We start from the raw sequence: 19,638 nt of genomic DNA, 5'->3' as shown, positions 1-19,638 counted from the left end.
TATCCATTTCACAGATACACCTAACCAAATGGCTTAAATCTCACCAAACTTTCTTTTATAGCGCGGCAACATTGTTTCATTGCCAAGCAATCCACCTTGATGCAGATATAACATGGGCTCATCGCCATGTTGCTGTAGGTACTGTTTACACATCATCCAACCCAGTGGATCGTATAACAATTCAAACTCAATACCTGATTGATTAAGCTCATGCCAATGCTGATAAAACTCGCGGTATAACTTGCCAAAATGGTATCGCTTTGGCGCTGATACAATATGGGGATGGTCATTGCAATCATTCGATAGCTCTTCGAACTGCAACTTTAAATAGTCATCGCCGCCAACGACTGCACAAGTGAGCACGCGAATACTATTATCAAGTTGAGCGAAGCTGCGGTTTAAAAACAACGCCGTGGTGCCCGTGCCCGAGGGTAAAAATACGTTTAGATTGCTAAAAGGTTGCTGTTGCTTCCAATGCACAATTTCCCTTGCTAATTGAAACAGACCATACTCAGCGTATTCACAACGTCCACCTTCAGGAATAAACAAAATATCGTTTTCACCGAGCAGCTTCTGTTCAATATATTCTCGGGTGGACAGGTCTTGTCTATCTGGTAATTGGCTTAGATCAATGACATTGGCACCATGAGCGATTGCTGCTGCATAGTTACCAGCAGGGTGTTCAAGGATTTGCTTGGCAATGTGGTCAACATAGAAATCCAGTTGCCAACCGCGCATTTGAGCTAACACCGCCATCGAATATAAGGAGTTAGCTTGGGGGGAACCATAACCCACAAGCCGATTTATTTGCTGATAAGGTTGCTCAAGAAAATAAGCAAACTTACGCGCCTTATTTCCTGAAAATGCAGGATGTAATAAGTCATCACGCTTAACAAAAATTGGATGACCTGCGATGGTAACCGCATCAACAGGCGTATTACTGAGCTGCATTGACACCTCAAAAAAGCAAATTGGCCTGAAAGTGTAAACTAACTGAACAGTTTATGCCCTAGCTAAGCGGCAAATTCGCTATCCAGATCAAATGACCATTCTTGCCACAGTTTAGTCAAGCTGACTAATTTTTTGTTTGCCAATACTTTTAAAGCCATAAATAACAACAACTTAAAAGTTGGCACGCTACTCGCATTATCCAATTAGGAAAACAACATAGTCAGTAGTTAGGAGTAACATTGATGGCTGTATTAAGGTTAATATTTAACATCGCTTGGTTCGTATTGGGTGGCTTTGTCATGGGACTAGCTTGGTGGTTAGCCGGTATTTTATGCTTTATTTCAATCATCGGCATTCCGTTTGGCCGCGCATGTTTTGTTATCGGTGAGATGACATTTTGGCCCTTTGGTCAGGAAAGCCAAAATCGTCGTCACCTGACTGGCGTTGAAGATCTTGGTACCGGTCCGCTCGGCATGATTGGTAATATCATTTGGTTTTTACTCTTTGGTATTTGGCTTGCCATTGGCCATATTGCCCACGCCTTAGCTTGCTTTGTGACCATCATCGGCATTCCCTTTGGTATCCAGCACTTAAAATTAGCCCTACTGAGTTTAACGCCAATAGGTCAAACGGTTACCGCCAAAGCCTAACTTGCAATATTGAAATGCAGCCAGCTCTTCTAGCTGGCTGCTCTATTATGGGTTACTGTTTCGAAAAGTAATCAGCTAAAACCACATCAGCATCTATCTTCAACAATCCTTGGTTGTATATATCTCGCCACAACCGCCCTTCCTCAGTGTCATTAAATGCCACGTGTAAGCTGATACGAGCTAGGGACTTTTTATTGATCTGCAGTTTTGCTGCCAGTGGTTGTAGGTGGGGCTGGGCAATTAAATAATCAAATACATTACGATCTATGATGGCCGCATCAATACGCCCGGTCGCTACCTTTTTAATATTGTGCTCATCTGACATGGCCTCTTCGACTTTTTGGTTGCCGTTAGCAATCGCGCTGTCGAGTTCTGGCGTATTAATATAATCTTTCACAGTACCGAGCCGCACTTGTTGTAGATCTTGCACATGATTCCAACTTACCGGATTCAAAGGTCGCTCAATAATCACTAACTCACTGTAGCCGCTCGCTTTTGAAAAAAGCACTTTTTCATTGGGGTGCAAATACTCAGGAAAATAACCCACGTACTTACTGCCTTGCATATAAGGCAACCTTATTGCACGGCTCCAAGGATAAAAATCAACATGAAGTTGATGGCCCATCGCTTCAAGTGCAGCTTTAGCTACCGCGACGCTACCGCCTTGTTGCGGCAGTTTTTCGGCGCAGTATGGCGGCCAATGCAAGGTCGATAAAAACAGGGTGTCAGCCGTTGCTAAGGGGCTACTAAAACCACTGCAAACTATTAACCACAGGCTAAACACCTTAGGACGCCAAAATCTTCGCAAGCTCAACCTCCATATCATCAGTTAATCAGCAATGGCCGAATATCCAAAAGCTAGCATTCATTATAGACGCTACAAATATTGTTTATTATTTATGCTTTGTTACAAAAGCAAGCTAGCGTCTTTGCAAAGCAAGTGACATGCTAAACCCAGTAGAGCTATTGGAGTACAGTGATGTTAAGAAAAACCTTAGTGAGTATCATAGGCGGATTAACTACTGCTTTGGGCGTGCTATTCATCGTGTTACCGGGGCCAGCTTGGTTATTGTTACCTATTGGACTAGCCATATTGAGCTTGGAATACCCTTGGGCAAAAAAATACCTGCGAATCAGTCAACGAAAACTATCGCAATCAGCCTATTGGATGGACAAAAAGATCAGAATGATGCGCAATTAAGACGTTGTGTTAACAATCAGCACCAGGATGTAAATCACAGTTTTCACCATTAGTGTGAACACCAATGCTACCCTAGCGAAAACATCGCTATATTTCCACGATATAAGTCACATAAACATAATCCACTTTACCGATAGTCCTAATCTAAACAACGAGTTATACCAAATAAAAAACACGCATTAATATCAGGGTTATTAAAAACAAAGCAGCTCGCTACTAACCCCAATTAAGGTGCTGAAGATGAACAAACTAACCCCGCTTAGCTTAGCTATTCTAGCGACAATGATGGCAAGCCCAGCCATAGCCAAAGAACCCATTTCTGTGATTGAACCTGTTAAAATCACTGAGCCAGAAAAAGTAGAGCTAGGTAAAATGTTATTCTTTGAACCACGCCTTTCTGCTTCTGGGTTTATCTCTTGTAACTCATGCCATAACCTGTCTATGGGTGGTGTTGATGCCCTGCCGACTTCAATTGGTCACAACTGGCAAGAAGGCCCAATTAACTCTCCTACGGTACTCAATGCTGAGTACAACTTAGCGCAGTTCTGGGACGGACGCGCTAAAGACCTGCAAGAGCAGGCAGCAGGCCCTATTGCAAACCCTGGCGAGATGGCACACACCCACAGTGTGGCTGTTGAAACCATTAACTCAATTCCTGAGTATCAACAAAGATTTGCAGCAATTTACGGTAAAGACTCGGTGAATTTAGAAAATCTTACCGACGCAATCGCAGAGTTTGAAAAGACCTTAGTGACACCTAACAGTCCATTTGATCAATACCTAAAAGGCGACAAAAAAGCCATTAGTGAACAGGCTAAAAACGGATACCAACTATTTAAGGATAGAGGCTGTACATCTTGCCATAATGGCCCCGCAGTTGGCGGTACTATGTACATGAAGATGGGTCTAGTGAAACCATTCCACACTAACAACCCTTCAGAAGGTCGTATCGCGGTAACGGGTCAAGAGCATGATAGAATGGTGTTTAAAGTACCGACACTACGTAATATTGAGCTAACCTACCCCTACTTCCATGATGGCGCGACATGGACACTAGAAGAAGCGGTCAATACCATGTCCGATATTCAGTTAGGCCAAGCGTTGAACGAGCAAGAAACAGCAGATATGGTTGCCTTCTTGAAGAGCTTGACCGGTGAGCAGCCACAAATTGTACTGCCTATTTTGCCACCATCAAATGCCAATACACCAAAGCCAGTTCCTTTTGGTAAATAGGGATAACGATGGCTTAAGCGACTCATCGCTTAACACGCATAGTAAAACGGCAGCCTGATGGCTGCCGTTTTAGACAGCAATACTCATCGATAAAGACTGCATTCTAGTGATGATTGCAATCAATACCCCTTGACGGCGGTAGTTATCAATCACCCCAGGACTAAATTTCTCTAAGCGCGCCATGGCGGTCAATAATAGCAGACATTGGTACCAAGTAGCATCGGCGATATACTCTGGCCTGTCGACAAAATGGCTATGTTCATACCACTCATCCCAGTTTAATTCATCCAGTAAAATATCGTTCTGCTCAAGCTCAACAACAAACTGTTGAAACTGCGTGATGCAAACCAGTTTATCACCTTGTAAAAACAGATCAGCATATCGACTATATAATGACGAATTCATTGAAGTGTTCATATTGACCTCCATTGCATTGGTAGTGGTTAGCACTTAATCCATGACCTAACACGCTAATGCCAACCCATATAGAGCCAGATGCATAACCCATACCAACTAGTTAATGGGTTTATGCTAATACAATGAAGCTGAACTTTAGCTTAACGTTTCCAACTCCAAAAACTGAATAATAAATATGCAATTATAAAAATTAATCATTCAAATAAGCCAGAGGTTATTTCATCGTCCACTGTTAGCAGAACTGACTAACCACGGAACACGAGTCGGTGTATCGCAATAAAATGCCGGCTAATTCCAGTAACAATTGCATTATGCAACTGCCACTATTTTCACAATGCAAATTGATTGAACTCTTCCAGTATTAAGTCGGTAAACAATTGCCCTGCTCGTCCTAATGGCCGCTCCATGGTCGATACCAACTGTGGTGTAAAGCTATAATAACTGCCACCGGTAAAATCCAGCTCAACAAGTTGACCACTAGCGAGCTCATCCACTATCAAATATTCCGGCATCCACCCAAAACCTAAGCCCATGAGTAAGGCATTTTTTTTCATGATGAAGCCTGATAGGTAGAAGACTTTATCTCCCCCAAACTGCAAATCATCTCGTGCCGTCTGCTCTGGGGCGGAATCTTCAATGGTCAGCTCAACATGTTGCAATAGATCGAACAAACTAATGTTTTGCTGAGTCGCTAACGCATGATCTTTGGCAACTACCAAGCGACTTTTTACATCTGGCAATGCCTGCGGACGATAATGGGGCCCAGTTCGATAGTCTTTAACTAACATCAAATCAGCATTATCACGCTCAAACCTTGCTTGTACGCCACCTAGAAACTCCATATTTAACTGGATTTTGGTAGGGATATCGTATTCGGACATACGTTTTAGTGCCCGCATAATTGGCTGCATTGGCAGTGAACCATCAATCACCAGCTCCAGTTTTGGCTCCCAACCTTGACTAAAACGATGCGCTAAATGTTCAATATTGCCAAGGTATTGCAACAGCCGCTGGCCTTCAGCCAGGATAACTTTGCCCTCATCAGTTAATTCTGCTCGATAGCTATCTCGACAAAATAGCTTTACACCTAAGTGCTGCTCCAGTTTTTTAACTTGATAACTAATCGCCGATTGAGCCTTATGTAATCGCTCTGCAGCCTTGGAAAAACTGCCTTCTTCGACTAATACCTGCAGCACATTAAATGCATCTACATCTATTCTCATCGCACAAGCATCCTGTAAAGTTTTAAATACCATCTAAAATTTAGATAGAGATAAGCTATTTATTATTCTTTTTTTTGTTCATAACAGCAACTAAATTGATACTTAGATCACAAAACAAGGTAATTAGCAGATGTCAGTTTGCTAAGTAACCAAACAAAAATCCCATGCGTCAGCCTTGGTTGACGAGTCAAAGTCACCAACAAACAGAGTGACCATTGGGTAATTACATATTGAAAGAGGACTCACTCATGGCAAGCGAACAAAATCCACTTGGTCTACTCGGCATCGAATTTACCGAGTTCGCCACACCTGACATCGATTTTATGCATCAGGTTTTTCTCGATTTTGGTTTCTCTAAGCTTAAGAAACATAAAAGCGAAGATATCGTTTACTACAAACAAAACGACATCAACTTCCTTTTAAACCTAAAGAAGCAAGGCTTTTCCGCTGAATTTGCTAAAACCCACGGCCCTGCAATCAGTTCTATGGGTTGGCGTGTAGAAGATGCCAAATTCGCATTTGAAGGTGCAGTTGCTCGTGGAGCAAAGCCTGCGAGTGAAGAAAGTAAAGATCTACCTTACCCAGCCATCTACGGCATCGGTGATAGCCTGATCTATTTCATTGATACCTTCGGCGACAACAATATCTACGATATCGACTTTGTCGATCTTGAAGAGCAGATCATTGTCGAAGAAAAAGGATTCATGGAAGTTGACCACCTAACCAACAATGTCTACAAAGGCACCATGGAGCATTGGTCTAATTTCTACAAAGACATTTTTGGCTTCACTGAAGTACGCTACTTCGATATTAAAGGTGAACAAACTGCCTTAATGTCGTACGCGCTGCGTTCGCCAGACGGCAGCTTCTGCATCCCTATTAATGAAGGTAAAGGTAGCGATAAGAACCAAATTGATGAATATCTACGCGAATACGATGGTCCAGGTGTACAGCATCTAGCGTTTAGAAGTCGTGATATTGTTGCGTCATTAGATGCAATGGAAGGTTCATCGATTCAAACATTGGATATTATTCCTGAGTATTACGACACGATTTTCGAGAAGCTACCGCAAGTGACTGAAGACCGTGAGCGTATCAAACATCACCAAATCTTGGTTGATGGGGATGAAGACGGTTATCTATTGCAAATCTTTACTAAGAACCTATTTGGTCCAATCTTCATTGAAATCATTCAACGTAAGAACAATCTAGGTTTTGGTGAAGGTAACTTTACCGCGCTATTCCAGTCAATCGAGCGAGATCAGAAACGTCGCGGCGTGCTATAAGCAATCCCTTAACTATTGATTAAAAAAACCAGCCTTTCGGCTGGTTTTTTATTTTCAGTGACCGAGAAATTATCTACACTAGCTGCCGGCTCAGTGAGCCGATAAACCAACAGGAGATTATTCCTGTTCAACGCTTGTTATTTTAAGGAACCACATGCCCGATCTCGCTATATTAATGGTATTTATTCCCACCTTCTTCTTTGTCTCCATTACTCCGGGAATGTGCATGACCTTAGCCATGACATTAGGCATGAGCATTGGCGTTCGCCGCACATTGTGGATGATGATAGGTGAGCTAGTTGGTGTAGCCATTGTGGCGATTGCAGCGGTATTAGGTGTCGCCAGCATTATGCTCAATTACCCCAATGTCTTTGAGGTTCTGAAATGGATTGGCGGTGCTTACCTTGCGTATATTGGTATTAATATGTGGCAAGCCAAAGGCAAAATGGCGATCGTCGAAGGCCAACAAACCGATAGTACTATCAGCAATTTCACCTTAATGTCTCAAGGGTTCATTACAGCCATCGCCAATCCTAAGGGCTGGGCGTTTATGATCTCGCTACTGCCACCGTTTATCAATGTTGAACGCGCTGTGGCGCCACAGCTTATCATGCTGCTGAGTGTGATCATGATGACCGAATTTGTCAGCATGCTAGCATATGCTGCTGGCGGCAAAAGCCTGCGTTTATTTCTCAGTCGCGGCGACAACATTAAATGGATGAACCGCATCGCCGGCAGCCTAATGGTCGGTGTCGGAATTTGGCTGGCAGTTGGATAACCGACAATAAAGTCGGTTATGCCTTATAGGGCAAAACTTGACTCAATTGCTGCATATATAACTGCATATCTCGCTGCTCTTGCGCGCAATAGTTATCAATTGCAGCCTGAAACTGAGGGTGATCAACAAAGTGCACTGAATGGGTCGGCACAGGGGTAAAGCCCCTAAGTACTTTATGCTCCCCTTGTGCACCCGCATCAAATACCGCTAATTGCTGGGCGATGGCATACTCGATACCTTGATAGTAACACGCTTCAAAATGCAGCCCTTCTATCTCTTTGAGTGCTCCCCAATAACGGCCATATAAATGTGTTTCAGACTCAAAAAACAGTGCAGCGGCTATCAATTGTTGCTGAGGCTCAGACTGATCATTTTCTCCAGGCTCTTTATGTTGAGTGACTTTTAACAACCTCACACTGTCGGCCATCGTGATGCCAATAGTGGTAAAGAACGCCTGATTTAGATAACCGCTGTGGCCTGAGCGCTTCAAATAGGTATGCATATAACAGTGATAAAAATCTTGCCAATCGGCTGCGGAGATCTCATGCCCATTAACCATACTGAAGGTCAAATTGTGCTTGGCGAGCTGTCGTCGCTCTTTGCGGATATTCTTGCGTTTACGACTTGTCATTGAGCCAAGAAAATCGTCAAAGTCTTGATATTGGTTATTATGCCAATGAAATTGCGTGCCTAGCCTTTGGGTAACACTTGTCGCTTGATATTGTTTCGCTAATCCTTCACTAACAAACAATCCGTGCCATCCAGAATAACCGTCATCCTGCACTCGGGTTTGCAAATAAGCGATCAATTGTTCAATAACCGCTTGCTGAGTATCTTTATCAATGTCCTGCGCAAATGCGAGTTTATTGCCTATCGCTGGCGTAAAAGGTATCGCATTGAGTAGCTTAGGATAGTACTCAAGGCCATTACGTTCGTATGCTTCTGCCCATGCCCAATCAAACACATACTCACCGTAAGAGTGAGACTTCTCATACAGTGGCATTAACGCAATAATTTGCTCACCTGCTTTAATCAGTAGGTGCTGCACTTTCCAGCCTGTTGTCGCCGACACAGCACCACTACTTTCAAGCGCGGCCAAAAACTCATAACGCATAAACGGCAGTGAATGACCCACAATCCTTTGCCAGTGATGCTGGCCTATCTGCTCAATACTCTCGACACTGACAAAACTCAACGGTTCCAAATAGGTAAACTCCCTGTTTAAGGTTGATTTTCTCATCATTAAGCGTCACATTGTTTGCCTAAAACAAAAGACGCAAAGGAATGATAATGCGCGTAGCAAAGACCTTATGTTGTATTTTAACCCTTACTTTGCCACTCATTGGCACTAATGTCAGTATCGCAAAAGAATCATCAATCTATAGCCATGCAGCTACCGCTCAGCCCGTATGGGCTCAACATGGCATGGTTTCAAGTCAAGAAGCCTTAGCAACACAAGCAGGTGTAGCTATCTTAGAGCAAGGCGGAAACGCGGTTGACGCTGCTGTTGCGGTAGGCTTCACCCTCGCGGTTACCTTACCTCGCGCTGGCAACTTAGGCGGCGGTGGCTTTATGTTGGTTCATCTTGCCAAAGAGCAAAAAACAGTCGCCATTGATTACCGCGAAAAAGCCCCAAGCGCTGCTCACAAAGATATTTTTCTTGATGAAAAAGGCAATGTTGATAGCAATTTAAGCCGATCTCACGGCTTAGCAGTGGGTGTCCCCGGCACGGTATTAGGCATGGAGCTTGCCCTAGAGAAATACGGTACCATGTCGATGAAACAAGTCATCAGTACTGCAATAGAACTCGCGGAAAAAGGCATCACGGTCACACCGGATTTAGCCACATCACTTGCTGGTTTAAAACGTCGCATCGGTCGCTGGCCTAGCTCAGCCGCCATTTTTTATCGCCCAGATGGCAGTAATTTCGCCATTGGAGACACCTTAAAACAAACGGATTTAGCCCATTCGTTGCAGCTTATCAGCGAACATGGCAGCAAGGGGTTTTATCAAGGTGAAACGGCCAACAAAATTATTGATGCCATCGCCCAAGCTGGCGGCAACATGACATTGGATGACCTCGCCAATTATCGCGTGGTAGAACGTCAACCTGTGGTGGGTAATTACCGTGGCTATCAAGTGGTGTCTATGCCGCCCCCTTCTTCCGGTGGCGTACATATCATTGAGATGCTAAATATGCTTGAGCCCTATCCCATCGATAAATTAGGCCACAACACCGCCGATACCTTGCACTTAATGGCTGAGGCAATGAAACGTGCCTACGCCGACCGCAGTGAATACCTTGGCGATCCTGATTTTGTCACCGTACCAGTTGAAAAAATTATTGATAAAAACTACGCCAAATCCCGCGCAGCTGATATCGCGATCAACAAAGCCACACCAAGTAGTGAAATAAAACCTGGCAACCTTAACCCGTACGAGAGTAATCAAACCACCCACTATTCCGTTGTTGATAAATGGGGCAATGCCGTTTCCAATACCTATACCTTAAACTTCAGTTATGGCTCAGGCCTTGTTGCTGCTGGCACAGGTATCTTACTGAATAACGAAATGGATGATTTTTCCGCTAAACCCGGTGTCCCCAATGGTTATGGATTAATTGGCGGCGATGCCAATGCGGTTGAAGGCAACAAGCGACCATTAAGTTCTATGAGCCCCACCATAGTCATGAAAAACAACAAACCGTTTATCATTACTGGCAGCCCTGGTGGTTCTCGAATTATCAATACCACCTTGCAAATTATCATGAACGTCATTGATCATGACTTAAATATTGCCGAAGCAACCCAAGCCGCGCGGATACACCATCAATGGCTTCCCGATGAAATTCGCGTTGAACGCAGTCTTAACCGCGATACTGTTTCGTTACTTGAGCAAAAAGGACACAAAGTCAAAGTTAAAAATGCCATCGGATCGACGCAGTCAATTATGGTCACTGAAGACGGCATTTATGGTGCGTCAGATCCAAGACGTGCTGGCAGCCTTACCACTGGCCACTAGTACCTCGACGCGAATGCCATAGCTTTCACAAATCACAGATGTGACAGCTATGGCTTAATTAAGTGGTTTTTTACTGCTTTTGATGACTTTTATCCCTTTAATACATTTATTTAACATTTTCATCCTCAGAAATAATGTTCTACTGGGAATTTACGTTGCTCCTTTCTCAAATCAAATCAGCGTTCTTTTGGCCATATTTCAACGCTTATGGTTGAAAAAACCCGCGACCGAAACATTTGTTACAAACAATTGTAAATTTTAATAGATTTAACACCTCTAGCCATGATAAATAAATGTTTTTAACTTTGCTTGCAAAGCTATTAACGCCAGTTTAAGTTATCTGGCGTATAACGAGATCTGACTCGCAATTTTGTGCTTAAACAATAACTAGATCAGACATCAGCATTGCCACATTAACTCACAAGTAATCACTCGGGGATAAAACAATGAAGGGATTAACCCTCAAACCAATCGTAACCGCTATGGCTCTGACATTTGCCCTTGGCGCCTGCAGTAACACTGACGGACAACAAGCAACAGATAATGGTAACCAAGCGCCTAATGTTGTCGCTCAGCAAATTATTGAAAACAACGCCAGCAATCCATTCTTCAAGCCATATGACACGCCATACGGTATCCCCGATTTTGCCAAAATAAAGACTGAGCACTACCTACCCGCTTTCAAAGCAGGTATTGCTCAGCAAAAAGCTGAAATCGCCGCTATCGTAAACAACCCTGATGCACCGACATTTGCTAACACCATTGAAGCAATGGAGTTTAGTGGTGACCTAGTCACTAAAGTCGCTAGCGTGTTTTATAACCTCACCAGTGCTGATACCAATAAAGAACTACAGAAAATTTCTAAAGAAGTATCGCCAATGCTAAGCGCGGCATCGGACGATATTCGCTTGAATGACAAATTGTTCCAACGCGTTAAAGCTGTATATGCTCAAAAAGATTCACTCAATCTAAACCACTCTCAAGCCAAACTACTTGAAGATACCTACAAGGGCTTTACTCGTGGTGGTGCAAACCTTAGCGATGCAGATAAAACTAAGCTTCGCGCTCTTAACGAGCAAATTGGTAAACTTAGCCTAGAGTTTGGTGACAATTTGCTTGCTGAAACCAATGCCTTTGAATTGGTTATCGACAACGAAGCTGATCTTGCCGGCCTTCCTCAAGATGTGATTGCCACTGCAGCACAAACAGCTGCTAAACGTGGCCATGAGGGCAAATGGGTATTCACTACTTCACGTCCTTCTATCACGCCATTTTTAACCTATGCTGATAACCGTAAGCTGCGTGAGATTATTTACAAAGGATATGTTGAGCGTGCTAATAATGACAACGCCAATGACAACAAGAAGATCCTCGCTAAAATGGCTGCCCTACGTGCAGAACGTGCACAGCTAATTGGCTATAAAACCCACGCTCATCTAGTGCTTGAAGAGCGCACCGCCAAAACACCTGAAAATGTGTATAAGCTACTCGACAAAGTTTGGCCTGCAGCGTTAGGTCAAGCAGAAGCAGAAGTCGCTGAAATGCAAAAACTGATCGACAGCGAAGGCGGTAATTTCAAGCTAGCGGCTTGGGACTGGTGGTACTACTCAGATAAAATCCGTGTGGCTAAGTATGACTTTAATGAGCAACAAACTCGCCCATACTTCTCATTAGAGAGCACGTTAAAAGGGGTGTTCTACACAGCTAACCGTTTATTCGGCATCACCGTTAAAGAGCGTACCGATCTACCGACTTACAATGATGAAGTCCGTACATGGGAAGTATATGACAAAGACGGTTCATTAATGGCGATTTTCCTAGGTGACTACTACGTGCGCGACAGCAAACGTGGCGGTGCATGGATGAACTCATACCGTCAGCAATACAACATGAACGGTGTTGACTCAATGCCTATCATAGTTAACGTACTAAACTACCCACGCCCAGCAGAAGGTGAACCATCACTGCTGACTTTTGACGAAGCAAGTACACTATTCCACGAGTTTGGTCACGCGCTTCACGGTATGTTGTCAAATGTTGAGTACCGCTCACAAGCAGGTACTTCTGTACCTCGTGACTACGTAGAGTTCCCATCACAGGTTATGGAAAACTGGATGACGCAACCTGAAGTGTTAGCTCAGTTTGCTAAACACTATAAGACCGGTGAAGTGATCCCACAGGAGTTGGTAGAGAAAATTCAAGCAGCCAGCAAGTTTAACCAAGGTTTCGCCACTGTTGAGTACATGGCCGCCACTAAGCTTGATTTAGATTGGCATACCTTGACGGATTTCACTCCAAAAGATGCAGCAAAATTTGAAGCCGATAGCTTGAAGAAAATGGGACTAATTGAAGAGATTGCGCCGCGTTACCGTAGCACTTACTTCGCCCACATCTTCTCTGGCGGATATTCTGCAGGTTACTACAGCTACCTATGGTCTGATATCTTAGGTGCTGATGCTTTTGAAGCCTTCAAAGAAAACGGTATCTTTGACCATAAAACTGCAGAAGCCTTTAGAAATAATATCTTATCTCAAGGTGGTAGTGACGATCCTATGCAACTTTACAAACAATTCCGTGGTAAAGAAGCGGGCATCGAGCCATTACTTCGTAGCCGTGGATTACTAGCGAAGTAAATATAAATTCGCGACACAAAAAAGCATGACATCAAGTCATGCTTTTTTTATGTCATGATGAAACGAATCTATGCCGCCCTACGCATGTATAAACAATTTTCAATAGGAATAGGCTCAAGTGGCGAGCAAGCCCTAAAACCTAACTGTTGATATGCCCTCACTGCAGGACCATTATCGGCAAGTACAAACAAAGAAGACGGTTGCTTCACTAATTGTGGATCCGAGCGCCCTGCTTGTTCAATCAGCCCGTTAATTAAATGATGACTAACCTTTTGCTGATTAATCCGTTTACCACGATAATCAGGAGCAACAATCAGCCTCGATAGATGCCGACATTGCCAGCGCGAATACCATTGCCCAAATGCCAAAAGCTTTTCACCATCCACCAGCCCGTATGACTCCATTTTATCAAGCTGTAAGTCTTCACTGAAGGACGCTAAATCATAGGGGTAGCGAAAACCTGGCCCCGCCCACTGAAATAACGCTTGTTTATCTTCAATCCATGACATAAGCACACCGACATATTGAGATGTCGATGTCATTCTAATTAACTCCATTTGTATTTCACCATTAGCTATTCTCGGCTTAACGCCAACCTTAATTGAACAATGAGTAACAGTGCTTTCTTGTATTAGCCATTCACGTTACAGTATTGCCACTCATTCATCACGGATGCTACCGCATTATGAATTTACCCTTTTCTCAAGCCTGTGAAAACAATAAACAACCAATATATGAACAACTTGCTAGTATTTTTAGCCAGAAACAACATATTTTGGAAATCGGCTCAGGTACCGGTCAGCATGCCTGCTTTTTCGCTAACAACCTGTCGCATCTAATTTGGCAAAGCAGTGATCAACCAGCGTACCTAGCCGACCTTAATTGTCGTATTGAACAGGCCAAATTAACTAACTTGCCGTTAGCTTTGCCGTTAGATGTTGCGGCGCCAAACAGCGCCATTACTCAGCAAAAATTCGATGGAATATACAGCGCTAATACCTTGCACATCATGAGTAAGCCATTAGTGGAAAAGTTTTTCTCGCTCGTAGGTAGTATCACTCAAACTGGTGCATCCTTAGTCATTTACGGACCATTTAACTATCAAGGTCGTTACACCAGTGACAGCAACCGCGACTTTGACCAATGGTTGCTGGCCAGAGATCCGTTAAGTGCTATAAGAGATATTGAATGGATAACCTCACTTGCTGAGCAACAAGGTTTTACACTGCAGCAAGATTTTGCGCTGCCGGCGAATAATCGCTTATTGCATTTTATCGCGACACGCTAATCACATTCTGTTAGAGCTTAAAGCCAGCAATTTGTGCCGCAAGTTGCTGGGCATCGGTCGCTAAGCGACTGCCTAACTCGCTGGCGCCTTGTGCTGTTTGCAGTGCAGCTTGTGCATCGTTATCGATAGCGCGGGTCTTATCACTCATCTGCGCTGCTGCAGCGCGTTGTTCACTGACCGCACTGCGGATCTGCTCTGTGATGGTGACAATTTGACTGACACTTTGGGTCAAACCGCTAATGCTCTCACTGACCGCACTAGCTTGCTCAACACCTTGTATTGCTTGCTTGTCACCGTTATCCATGGCAACCACCGCTTCGCTAGCACCAGCTTGAACTGCCTCTATCATTGACTGAATTTCTGAGGTGGAGGTTTGCGTCCGACTTGCTAAGGTTCTTACTTCGTCAGCGACAACCGCAAAGCCACGACCCGCTTCTCCGGCACGCGCAGCTTCAATTGCTGCATTAAGTGACAGCAGGTTAGTTTGCTCAGCTATCGAGCGAATCACATCAACCACCTTGCCAATCTCCAAACTATGATCGGCTAAGCGATGTATGACCTCAGCACCTTTACTCACTTCATCAGCAATATGATTAATACCGGTCACCGTTTGCGTAATAACCTGCTGCCCATTAACCACATTTGCATGGGCATTATCGGTGATACTAGTAGCATCAGTGGTACTACCCTCAACCTGTTCAAACGAGGTGACCACTTGTTCTATTGCGATAGAGACATCTTGTGTTTGTAGTCGCTGCGCTTTCAGTGTCTCTGCAACTTCATCAGTCACATTATTCATTGCATGACTGGCGTCTAACACTTCACTGCTTAACAGTTTAACCTCAGCAATCAAGGTTTTTACACTGGTTTGCATGGTATTGAACGCGTCGGCGATAACCGCAAATTCATCGCGCCCTTCTACCGGCAAAGACGCACTCAAATCACCTTGAGCCATCGCGGCCATGGCGACTTTGATTTTAGCCACATGGGCGGCAATAGCAGAGTAAAAACTCAATAGAAAATAGACACTTGCCGTCACCACCAATAGCAGTATCACCAGTAACAACCCCATCACTTGGGATTGTTGAGCCACCCGATCGGTGAGATTTTCTGACAATTGTATCCCTACCTGTTGCCACGCCTGCTGTTGGATATTATTAATCGTGCGCTGCTGCACTTGAAAAGCGTTAAGGCTAATTTGCGGGCTGTCAGGATTGATTATCTGCTGCTCAATCTGAACAATAAATTGTTGTGTTCGCTGCTGCATATCCACTAATGCGTCTAGGTCTGCTTGCATGGTCGCAATTTGCAGATCAAGCAGTCTTTGCACAGTTTTCTGGCTAAGTAGCAACAACTCTAAGGTGCGGTTATTTAGCGCCACAATGTCGGTATAATTTTGCGGATTAAAACCATTTCGTAAAATATCCTGTGCGGTAGCCGCCAACCGAGACTGGTAATCCAGCAATTGTGGGTATTGTTTAACGTACAACTGAGCCAAATAGAAACCGTCAGCTTGCTTATCTAAGGTTAATCCACTTTGGGCGCCAATATCTTCCTTGATTTCCAGTAGCCGATCAGCAACGGCATCGGCGCTGAAAAAGGTTTCTGCTCCGGTGTTTAATAAATCAAAGTGGGTCTGCAATTGGCGCAATTGCTGTGGTTCTTCACGGTATTGTTGCTCAGCAGCACTTATAAGTTGATTAATCAATGCTTGAAACTGTTGATGTTGAAACGCGCTTTGCTGGCGCTGCTTACTAAGCCAGCCATCAATAGCACTAATATCCATGATTCGTTGTAAACCGGCGCGTTCACGATCCACATCCATTAACTGCTGGTATTGGAGGTTCACTAAATAGATTGCTCCCAAACACAAGGGAGTCAATGTCACTAAAGCAAGTACAACAAATTTATGTTTGAAATTAAGGCGATTTCCTAGGGATATCCCTATCTTAAGCAGTGCATTGGTCATCTATCGCAGTATCCTTTGTCTACATTCCGATAACATAGACCCGATAACTGCGATAGATATTTCCGTTAAATTGACATAAATTGTTGGCGGTTAGAAATCCGTTTCGCTCAGTTGAGTTAATAGCTCGCTACTGGCTTCAATCTGCTTACGTAAACTTCGAGTTTGCACCGCCCAATAATGCATATAGAACTTAGCACCGCGCAGTTTATTATTGTAAAACTGCATATCTCCCTCACCTTTGTCGATAGCGGCTTGAGCAACCATCGCCATTCTGCACCACATCCAAGCCAGTGCGGTAATGCCAAAGATTTGCAAGTAAGGCATTGAAGCCGCGCCAATAATATCGGGATTTTTCTGGGCATTGGCCACTATAAAGTGAGTCGCTTTCTCTAAATCCGTTGATGCATCCATTAAGGCAACCACATATTCCTTGATGGCATCATTTCCCATCTGCTCGGCCAAGAAAGGTTTTAGCTGATCTGACCAAAGTGTTAACGCCGCACCGCCATCAGCAAGCAATTTACGACCGACCAAATCTAACGCTTGCACGCCATTGGTGCCTTCATAGATCATCGCAATGCGGCTATCTCGAACAAATTGCTCCATGCCCCACTCATGAATGTAGCCATGACCACCAAAAACTTGTTGTGCATCAACACACGCTTTAAACCCTTGATCAGTTACAAAGCCTTTTACTACTGGTGTAAATAGTGCTGCTAACTTTGCCGCAGCGGATGCTTGCGCCGCATCTTGATGTCGATGAGATTGATCAATCCATAATGCCTGTTGTCCAAGTAACGCCCTTGCGCCTTCATTTAAGGTTTTTTGAGCCATCAAAATTCGGCGCACGTCACCATGAACTAAAATCGAATCAGCAGCTTGTTCTGGGTTTTGAGCGCCACTCAATGCCCGCCCTTGAATGCGTTCTTTGGCATACGTCAGTGCGTTCTGATATGCAATTTCTGATACCCCCAATCCTTGAACTGCAACACCTAATCGCGCTTCATTCATCATAGTGAACATGGCACGTAATCCCTGATGAGGCTCACCGATAAGCTCTCCAATAGCGCCATCAAAAACCATCACACAGGTCGAGTTTCCGTGGATACCCATTTTGTGCTCTAGCGCTGCTGTTTGCACACCATTGCGAGCACCTAGGCTGCCATCATCGTTAACTAAGAATTTCGGCACAGCAAACAGCGAAATACCTTTCACACCCGCAGGCGCATCTGGCAATCTTGCCAGTACTAAATGGATAATGTTTTCTGCTAAATCATGATCGCCCGATGAGATAAATATCTTTTCACCACTAATGGTGTAAGTGTCATCACCAACCTGTTGTGCTTTGGCACGCAATAGCGCTAAGTCAGTGCCCGCATGAGATTCTGTCAGGTTCATGGTACCTGTCCACTCACCGCTCACCAGCTTTTCTAAATACTTATTTTTTAACTGATCGCTACCGTGAGCATGAATTGCCGCATAAGCACCATGAGTCAAACCTGGATACATGGCAAAGGCCATATTAGTGGAGGTATTCATTTCTGTGGCAAATACGCCGACAACTTCAGGTAATCCCTGACCACCATAGTCTTGATCGCTCGTTAAGGTTGCCCAGCCATTGTCAACGTATTGCTGGTAGGCTTGCTTAAAGCCCTCTGGGGTTATCACTTCACCATCGACAAGTTGGCAGCCTTGAAGATCGCCCACACCATTAAGAGGTAGCATTACTTCAGTGGTAAAATCCGCCACGCCCTGCAATATGGCATCAACCAACTCACTGTCTACTTCATCAAACCCAGCCAATTCTGGCTTATCATAAATCGTTAATAATTCATTAAGAATAAATTGATAGTCTTTTAACGGTGCTTGGTAAGTCGGCATTCCCCACTCCTTTGTTATTATGTAAGCCACAGCATTTGTTGACTTCTTTGGTCAGTGCTCTGACCACTGTACCCAAGTATGAACAAAAACACAGCAATTATGTTGCTTTGTTTGCTTTTTAGAACAAGGTTAACCAAAAATCAGCACAACAAGCCCTTATTTATTGGGGAAAAAATCAGTAAGCTTGATGCATGATTATTCCGCCTTCGGGCCTGTATTTAGGAATGAGGAGCACCCCATGGGTTCAGTTACGACAAAAAAGCACGCTAATGGGCTTGAGTATGTCGATATTGATACAGCGTTGTGTAAAGCACGAATTTTTCTTCAAGGTGCGCAGATAGATTTTTTCCAACCCGTTGGTCAGCAACCGCTACTTTGGGTTTCAGAAGCTGATGACTATCAAGCGGGTAATGGTATTCGCGGCGGTATTCCGGTCTGTTGGCCGTGGTTTGGTATGAGTGATACACCCGATTGGCCGCAACATGGTTTTGCTCGAACACGCCTGTGGTCATTGGAATCGGTAGTAATGAATAATGACGCTGTTGACTTGCGTTTCACACTAGCCATTAGCGATGAAGATAGGCTCTACTGGCCTCACGACACTAAGGTAGAAATGCTGTTTAACCTAAGTGACACCCTAAAAGTCACACTAAAAAACACCAACCATGCCGACTACCCTGTGAGCTTAACCCAAGCACTGCACACTTATTTCCCCATAGCGGATATTCAGCAGTTAAAAGCCAGAGGTTTTAACGACTCGCAATACATTGAATTTGGCCAAGGCCCATACACGCAGCCTAGCGATGAGGTGTTGTTTGATCGTGAAACCGACCGTGTTTATACGCAACTGTCACCGATGCAAACTCTCCACACCCCTAACGGTGTGATTGAAGTTGGCAGAGAAAACAGCCATTCCGCGGTATTATGGAACCCGTGGATAGAAAAATCACAGCGACTATCTCGTTTCAACGCCGATGATTATAAAACCATGGTTTGCTTAGAGGCAGCTAATGTATTGGAAGATAAAGTCACGCTGGCGCCAGGTGAGAGTCATGAACTCATTACAACCATAGCTTGGCAAAAATAGTCTGCTCACCCCGCTATGGT

Annotated in this window: 17 protein-coding genes; 9 read left to right on the top strand and 8 right to left on the bottom strand. The window is 44.1% G+C overall.

All coding sequences use genetic code 11. The annotated features are described in order from the left end of the window. Nucleotides 1–33: 33 nt before the first annotated feature. Complete coding sequence (locus ACHUFW_RS12965; protein WP_394203651.1) at nt 34–951, bottom strand: pyridoxal-phosphate dependent enzyme; 918 nt, start codon at nt 949–951, stop codon at nt 34–36. Nucleotides 952–1,193: 242 nt separating this feature from the next. On the opposite strand from ACHUFW_RS12965, the gene ACHUFW_RS12960 reads away from it, so the two are divergent. Beyond that, the gene (locus ACHUFW_RS12960; protein WP_394203649.1) at nt 1,194–1,601 is read left to right on the top strand and encodes a YccF domain-containing protein; all 408 of its coding nucleotides are present in this window, start codon (nt 1,194–1,196) and stop codon (nt 1,599–1,601) included. A 52-nt stretch (nt 1,602–1,653) separates the two neighbouring features. On the opposite strand, the gene ACHUFW_RS12955 is transcribed toward ACHUFW_RS12960, so the two are convergent. Continuing rightward, nucleotides 1,654–2,409 carry a substrate-binding periplasmic protein gene (locus tag ACHUFW_RS12955; protein WP_394203647.1) on the bottom strand — a complete coding sequence of 252 codons (756 nt, stop codon included), beginning with the start codon at nt 2,407–2,409 and terminating at the stop codon, nt 1,654–1,656. A gap of 171 nt (nt 2,410–2,580) precedes the next feature. On the opposite strand from ACHUFW_RS12955, the gene ACHUFW_RS12950 reads away from it, so the two are divergent. Next, nucleotides 2,581–2,802, top strand: a complete 222-nt coding sequence (locus ACHUFW_RS12950; RefSeq protein ID WP_394203646.1) for a PGPGW domain-containing protein — start codon at nt 2,581–2,583, stop codon at nt 2,800–2,802. Nucleotides 2,803–3,042: 240 nt separating this feature from the next. Next, nucleotides 3,043–4,035, top strand: a complete 993-nt coding sequence (locus ACHUFW_RS12945) for a cytochrome-c peroxidase (RefSeq protein WP_394203645.1) — start codon at nt 3,043–3,045, stop codon at nt 4,033–4,035. Between the two features lie 69 nt (nt 4,036–4,104). On the opposite strand, the gene ACHUFW_RS12940 is transcribed toward ACHUFW_RS12945, so the two are convergent. Continuing rightward, a complete protein-coding gene (locus ACHUFW_RS12940) occupies nt 4,105–4,452 on the bottom strand; it encodes a DUF6508 domain-containing protein (RefSeq protein WP_394203643.1) in 348 nt (115 codons plus the stop codon). A gap of 329 nt (nt 4,453–4,781) precedes the next feature. Continuing rightward, complete coding sequence (locus ACHUFW_RS12935; protein ID WP_394203641.1) at nt 4,782–5,675, bottom strand: LysR family transcriptional regulator; 894 nt, start codon at nt 5,673–5,675, stop codon at nt 4,782–4,784. 248 nt (nt 5,676–5,923) lie between these two features. Between ACHUFW_RS12935 and hppD the strand changes: the two genes are divergently transcribed. Continuing rightward, a complete protein-coding gene (hppD, locus tag ACHUFW_RS12930; RefSeq protein ID WP_394203639.1) occupies nt 5,924–6,961 on the top strand; it encodes a 4-hydroxyphenylpyruvate dioxygenase in 1,038 nt (345 codons plus the stop codon). A gap of 154 nt (nt 6,962–7,115) precedes the next feature. Next, a complete protein-coding gene (locus tag ACHUFW_RS12925; RefSeq protein WP_394203637.1) occupies nt 7,116–7,739 on the top strand; it encodes a LysE family translocator in 624 nt (207 codons plus the stop codon). 16 nt (nt 7,740–7,755) lie between these two features. Here the strand turns inward: ACHUFW_RS12925 and ACHUFW_RS12920 are convergent, their stop codons facing one another. Then, nucleotides 7,756–8,982 (bottom strand): GNAT family N-acetyltransferase, encoded by a 1,227-nt coding sequence (locus ACHUFW_RS12920; protein ID WP_394203635.1) that lies wholly within the window; start codon nt 8,980–8,982, stop codon nt 7,756–7,758. A 47-nt stretch (nt 8,983–9,029) separates the two neighbouring features. On the opposite strand from ACHUFW_RS12920, the gene ggt reads away from it, so the two are divergent. Both ggt and ACHUFW_RS12910 read left to right on the top strand, forming a co-directional pair. Next, nucleotides 9,030–10,760 carry a gamma-glutamyltransferase gene (gene ggt, locus ACHUFW_RS12915; protein ID WP_394203634.1) on the top strand — a complete coding sequence of 577 codons (1,731 nt, stop codon included), beginning with the start codon at nt 9,030–9,032 and terminating at the stop codon, nt 10,758–10,760. A gap of 446 nt (nt 10,761–11,206) precedes the next feature. Next, on the top strand, nt 11,207–13,393 hold the full coding sequence (locus ACHUFW_RS12910) for a M3 family metallopeptidase (protein ID WP_394203633.1): 2,187 nt from the start codon (nt 11,207–11,209) through the stop codon (nt 13,391–13,393). A 68-nt stretch (nt 13,394–13,461) separates the two neighbouring features. Here the strand turns inward: ACHUFW_RS12910 and ACHUFW_RS12905 are convergent, their stop codons facing one another. After that, the gene (locus ACHUFW_RS12905) at nt 13,462–13,935 is read right to left on the bottom strand and encodes a GNAT family N-acetyltransferase (protein WP_394203631.1); all 474 of its coding nucleotides are present in this window, start codon (nt 13,933–13,935) and stop codon (nt 13,462–13,464) included. 143 nt (nt 13,936–14,078) lie between these two features. Between ACHUFW_RS12905 and ACHUFW_RS12900 the strand changes: the two genes are divergently transcribed. Beyond that, nucleotides 14,079–14,681, top strand: a complete 603-nt coding sequence (locus ACHUFW_RS12900) for a DUF938 domain-containing protein (protein ID WP_394203629.1) — start codon at nt 14,079–14,081, stop codon at nt 14,679–14,681. A gap of 10 nt (nt 14,682–14,691) precedes the next feature. Here ACHUFW_RS12900 and ACHUFW_RS12895 read toward each other — a convergent pair whose 3' ends face one another. Both ACHUFW_RS12895 and ACHUFW_RS12890 read right to left on the bottom strand, forming a co-directional pair. Then, on the bottom strand, nt 14,692–16,650 hold the full coding sequence (locus tag ACHUFW_RS12895) for a methyl-accepting chemotaxis protein (protein WP_394203627.1): 1,959 nt from the start codon (nt 16,648–16,650) through the stop codon (nt 14,692–14,694). A gap of 90 nt (nt 16,651–16,740) precedes the next feature. Beyond that, nucleotides 16,741–18,531, bottom strand: a complete 1,791-nt coding sequence (locus tag ACHUFW_RS12890) for an acyl-CoA dehydrogenase C-terminal domain-containing protein (protein ID WP_394203625.1) — start codon at nt 18,529–18,531, stop codon at nt 16,741–16,743. A 238-nt stretch (nt 18,532–18,769) separates the two neighbouring features. Here ACHUFW_RS12890 and ACHUFW_RS12885 point away from each other — a divergent pair, with 238 nt between their 5' ends. After that, on the top strand, nt 18,770–19,618 hold the full coding sequence (locus ACHUFW_RS12885; RefSeq protein ID WP_394203623.1) for a D-hexose-6-phosphate mutarotase: 849 nt from the start codon (nt 18,770–18,772) through the stop codon (nt 19,616–19,618). The last annotated feature ends 20 nt before the right edge of the window (nt 19,619–19,638 follow it).

It is taken from the genome of Shewanella waksmanii, from assembly GCF_043643685.1.
GTDB lineage: Bacteria > Pseudomonadota > Gammaproteobacteria > Enterobacterales > Shewanellaceae > Shewanella > Shewanella waksmanii_A.
The sequence above is the reverse complement of the archived record's forward strand: the minus strand, read 5'-3'. Positions and strand labels throughout refer to the sequence as shown.

What these genes read in the sequence shown, in the direction of transcription:
- ACHUFW_RS12965 (WP_394203651.1), bottom strand. Translation starts at nt 951, where the DNA reads ATGCAGCTCAGTAATACGCCTGTTGATGCGGTTACCATCGCAGGTCAT.
- ACHUFW_RS12960 (WP_394203649.1), top strand. Translation starts at nt 1,194, where the DNA reads ATGGCTGTATTAAGGTTAATATTTAACATCGCTTGGTTCGTATTGGGT.
- ACHUFW_RS12950 (WP_394203646.1), top strand. Translation starts at nt 2,581, where the DNA reads ATGTTAAGAAAAACCTTAGTGAGTATCATAGGCGGATTAACTACTGCT.
- ACHUFW_RS12945 (WP_394203645.1), top strand. Translation starts at nt 3,043, where the DNA reads ATGAACAAACTAACCCCGCTTAGCTTAGCTATTCTAGCGACAATGATG.
- ACHUFW_RS12940 (WP_394203643.1), bottom strand. Translation starts at nt 4,452, where the DNA reads ATGAACACTTCAATGAATTCGTCATTATATAGTCGATATGCTGATCTG.
- ACHUFW_RS12935 (WP_394203641.1), bottom strand. Translation starts at nt 5,675, where the DNA reads ATGAGAATAGATGTAGATGCATTTAATGTGCTGCAGGTATTAGTCGAA.
- hppD (WP_394203639.1), top strand. Translation starts at nt 5,924, where the DNA reads ATGGCAAGCGAACAAAATCCACTTGGTCTACTCGGCATCGAATTTACC.
- ACHUFW_RS12925 (WP_394203637.1), top strand. Translation starts at nt 7,116, where the DNA reads ATGCCCGATCTCGCTATATTAATGGTATTTATTCCCACCTTCTTCTTT.
- ACHUFW_RS12920 (WP_394203635.1), bottom strand. Translation starts at nt 8,982, where the DNA reads ATGATGAGAAAATCAACCTTAAACAGGGAGTTTACCTATTTGGAACCG.
- ggt (WP_394203634.1), top strand. Translation starts at nt 9,030, where the DNA reads ATGCGCGTAGCAAAGACCTTATGTTGTATTTTAACCCTTACTTTGCCA.
- ACHUFW_RS12910 (WP_394203633.1), top strand. Translation starts at nt 11,207, where the DNA reads ATGAAGGGATTAACCCTCAAACCAATCGTAACCGCTATGGCTCTGACA.
- ACHUFW_RS12905 (WP_394203631.1), bottom strand. Translation starts at nt 13,935, where the DNA reads ATGACATCGACATCTCAATATGTCGGTGTGCTTATGTCATGGATTGAA.
- ACHUFW_RS12900 (WP_394203629.1), top strand. Translation starts at nt 14,079, where the DNA reads ATGAATTTACCCTTTTCTCAAGCCTGTGAAAACAATAAACAACCAATA.
- ACHUFW_RS12895 (WP_394203627.1), bottom strand. Translation starts at nt 16,650, where the DNA reads ATGACCAATGCACTGCTTAAGATAGGGATATCCCTAGGAAATCGCCTT.
- ACHUFW_RS12890 (WP_394203625.1), bottom strand. Translation starts at nt 18,531, where the DNA reads ATGCCGACTTACCAAGCACCGTTAAAAGACTATCAATTTATTCTTAAT.
- ACHUFW_RS12885 (WP_394203623.1), top strand. Translation starts at nt 18,770, where the DNA reads ATGGGTTCAGTTACGACAAAAAAGCACGCTAATGGGCTTGAGTATGTC.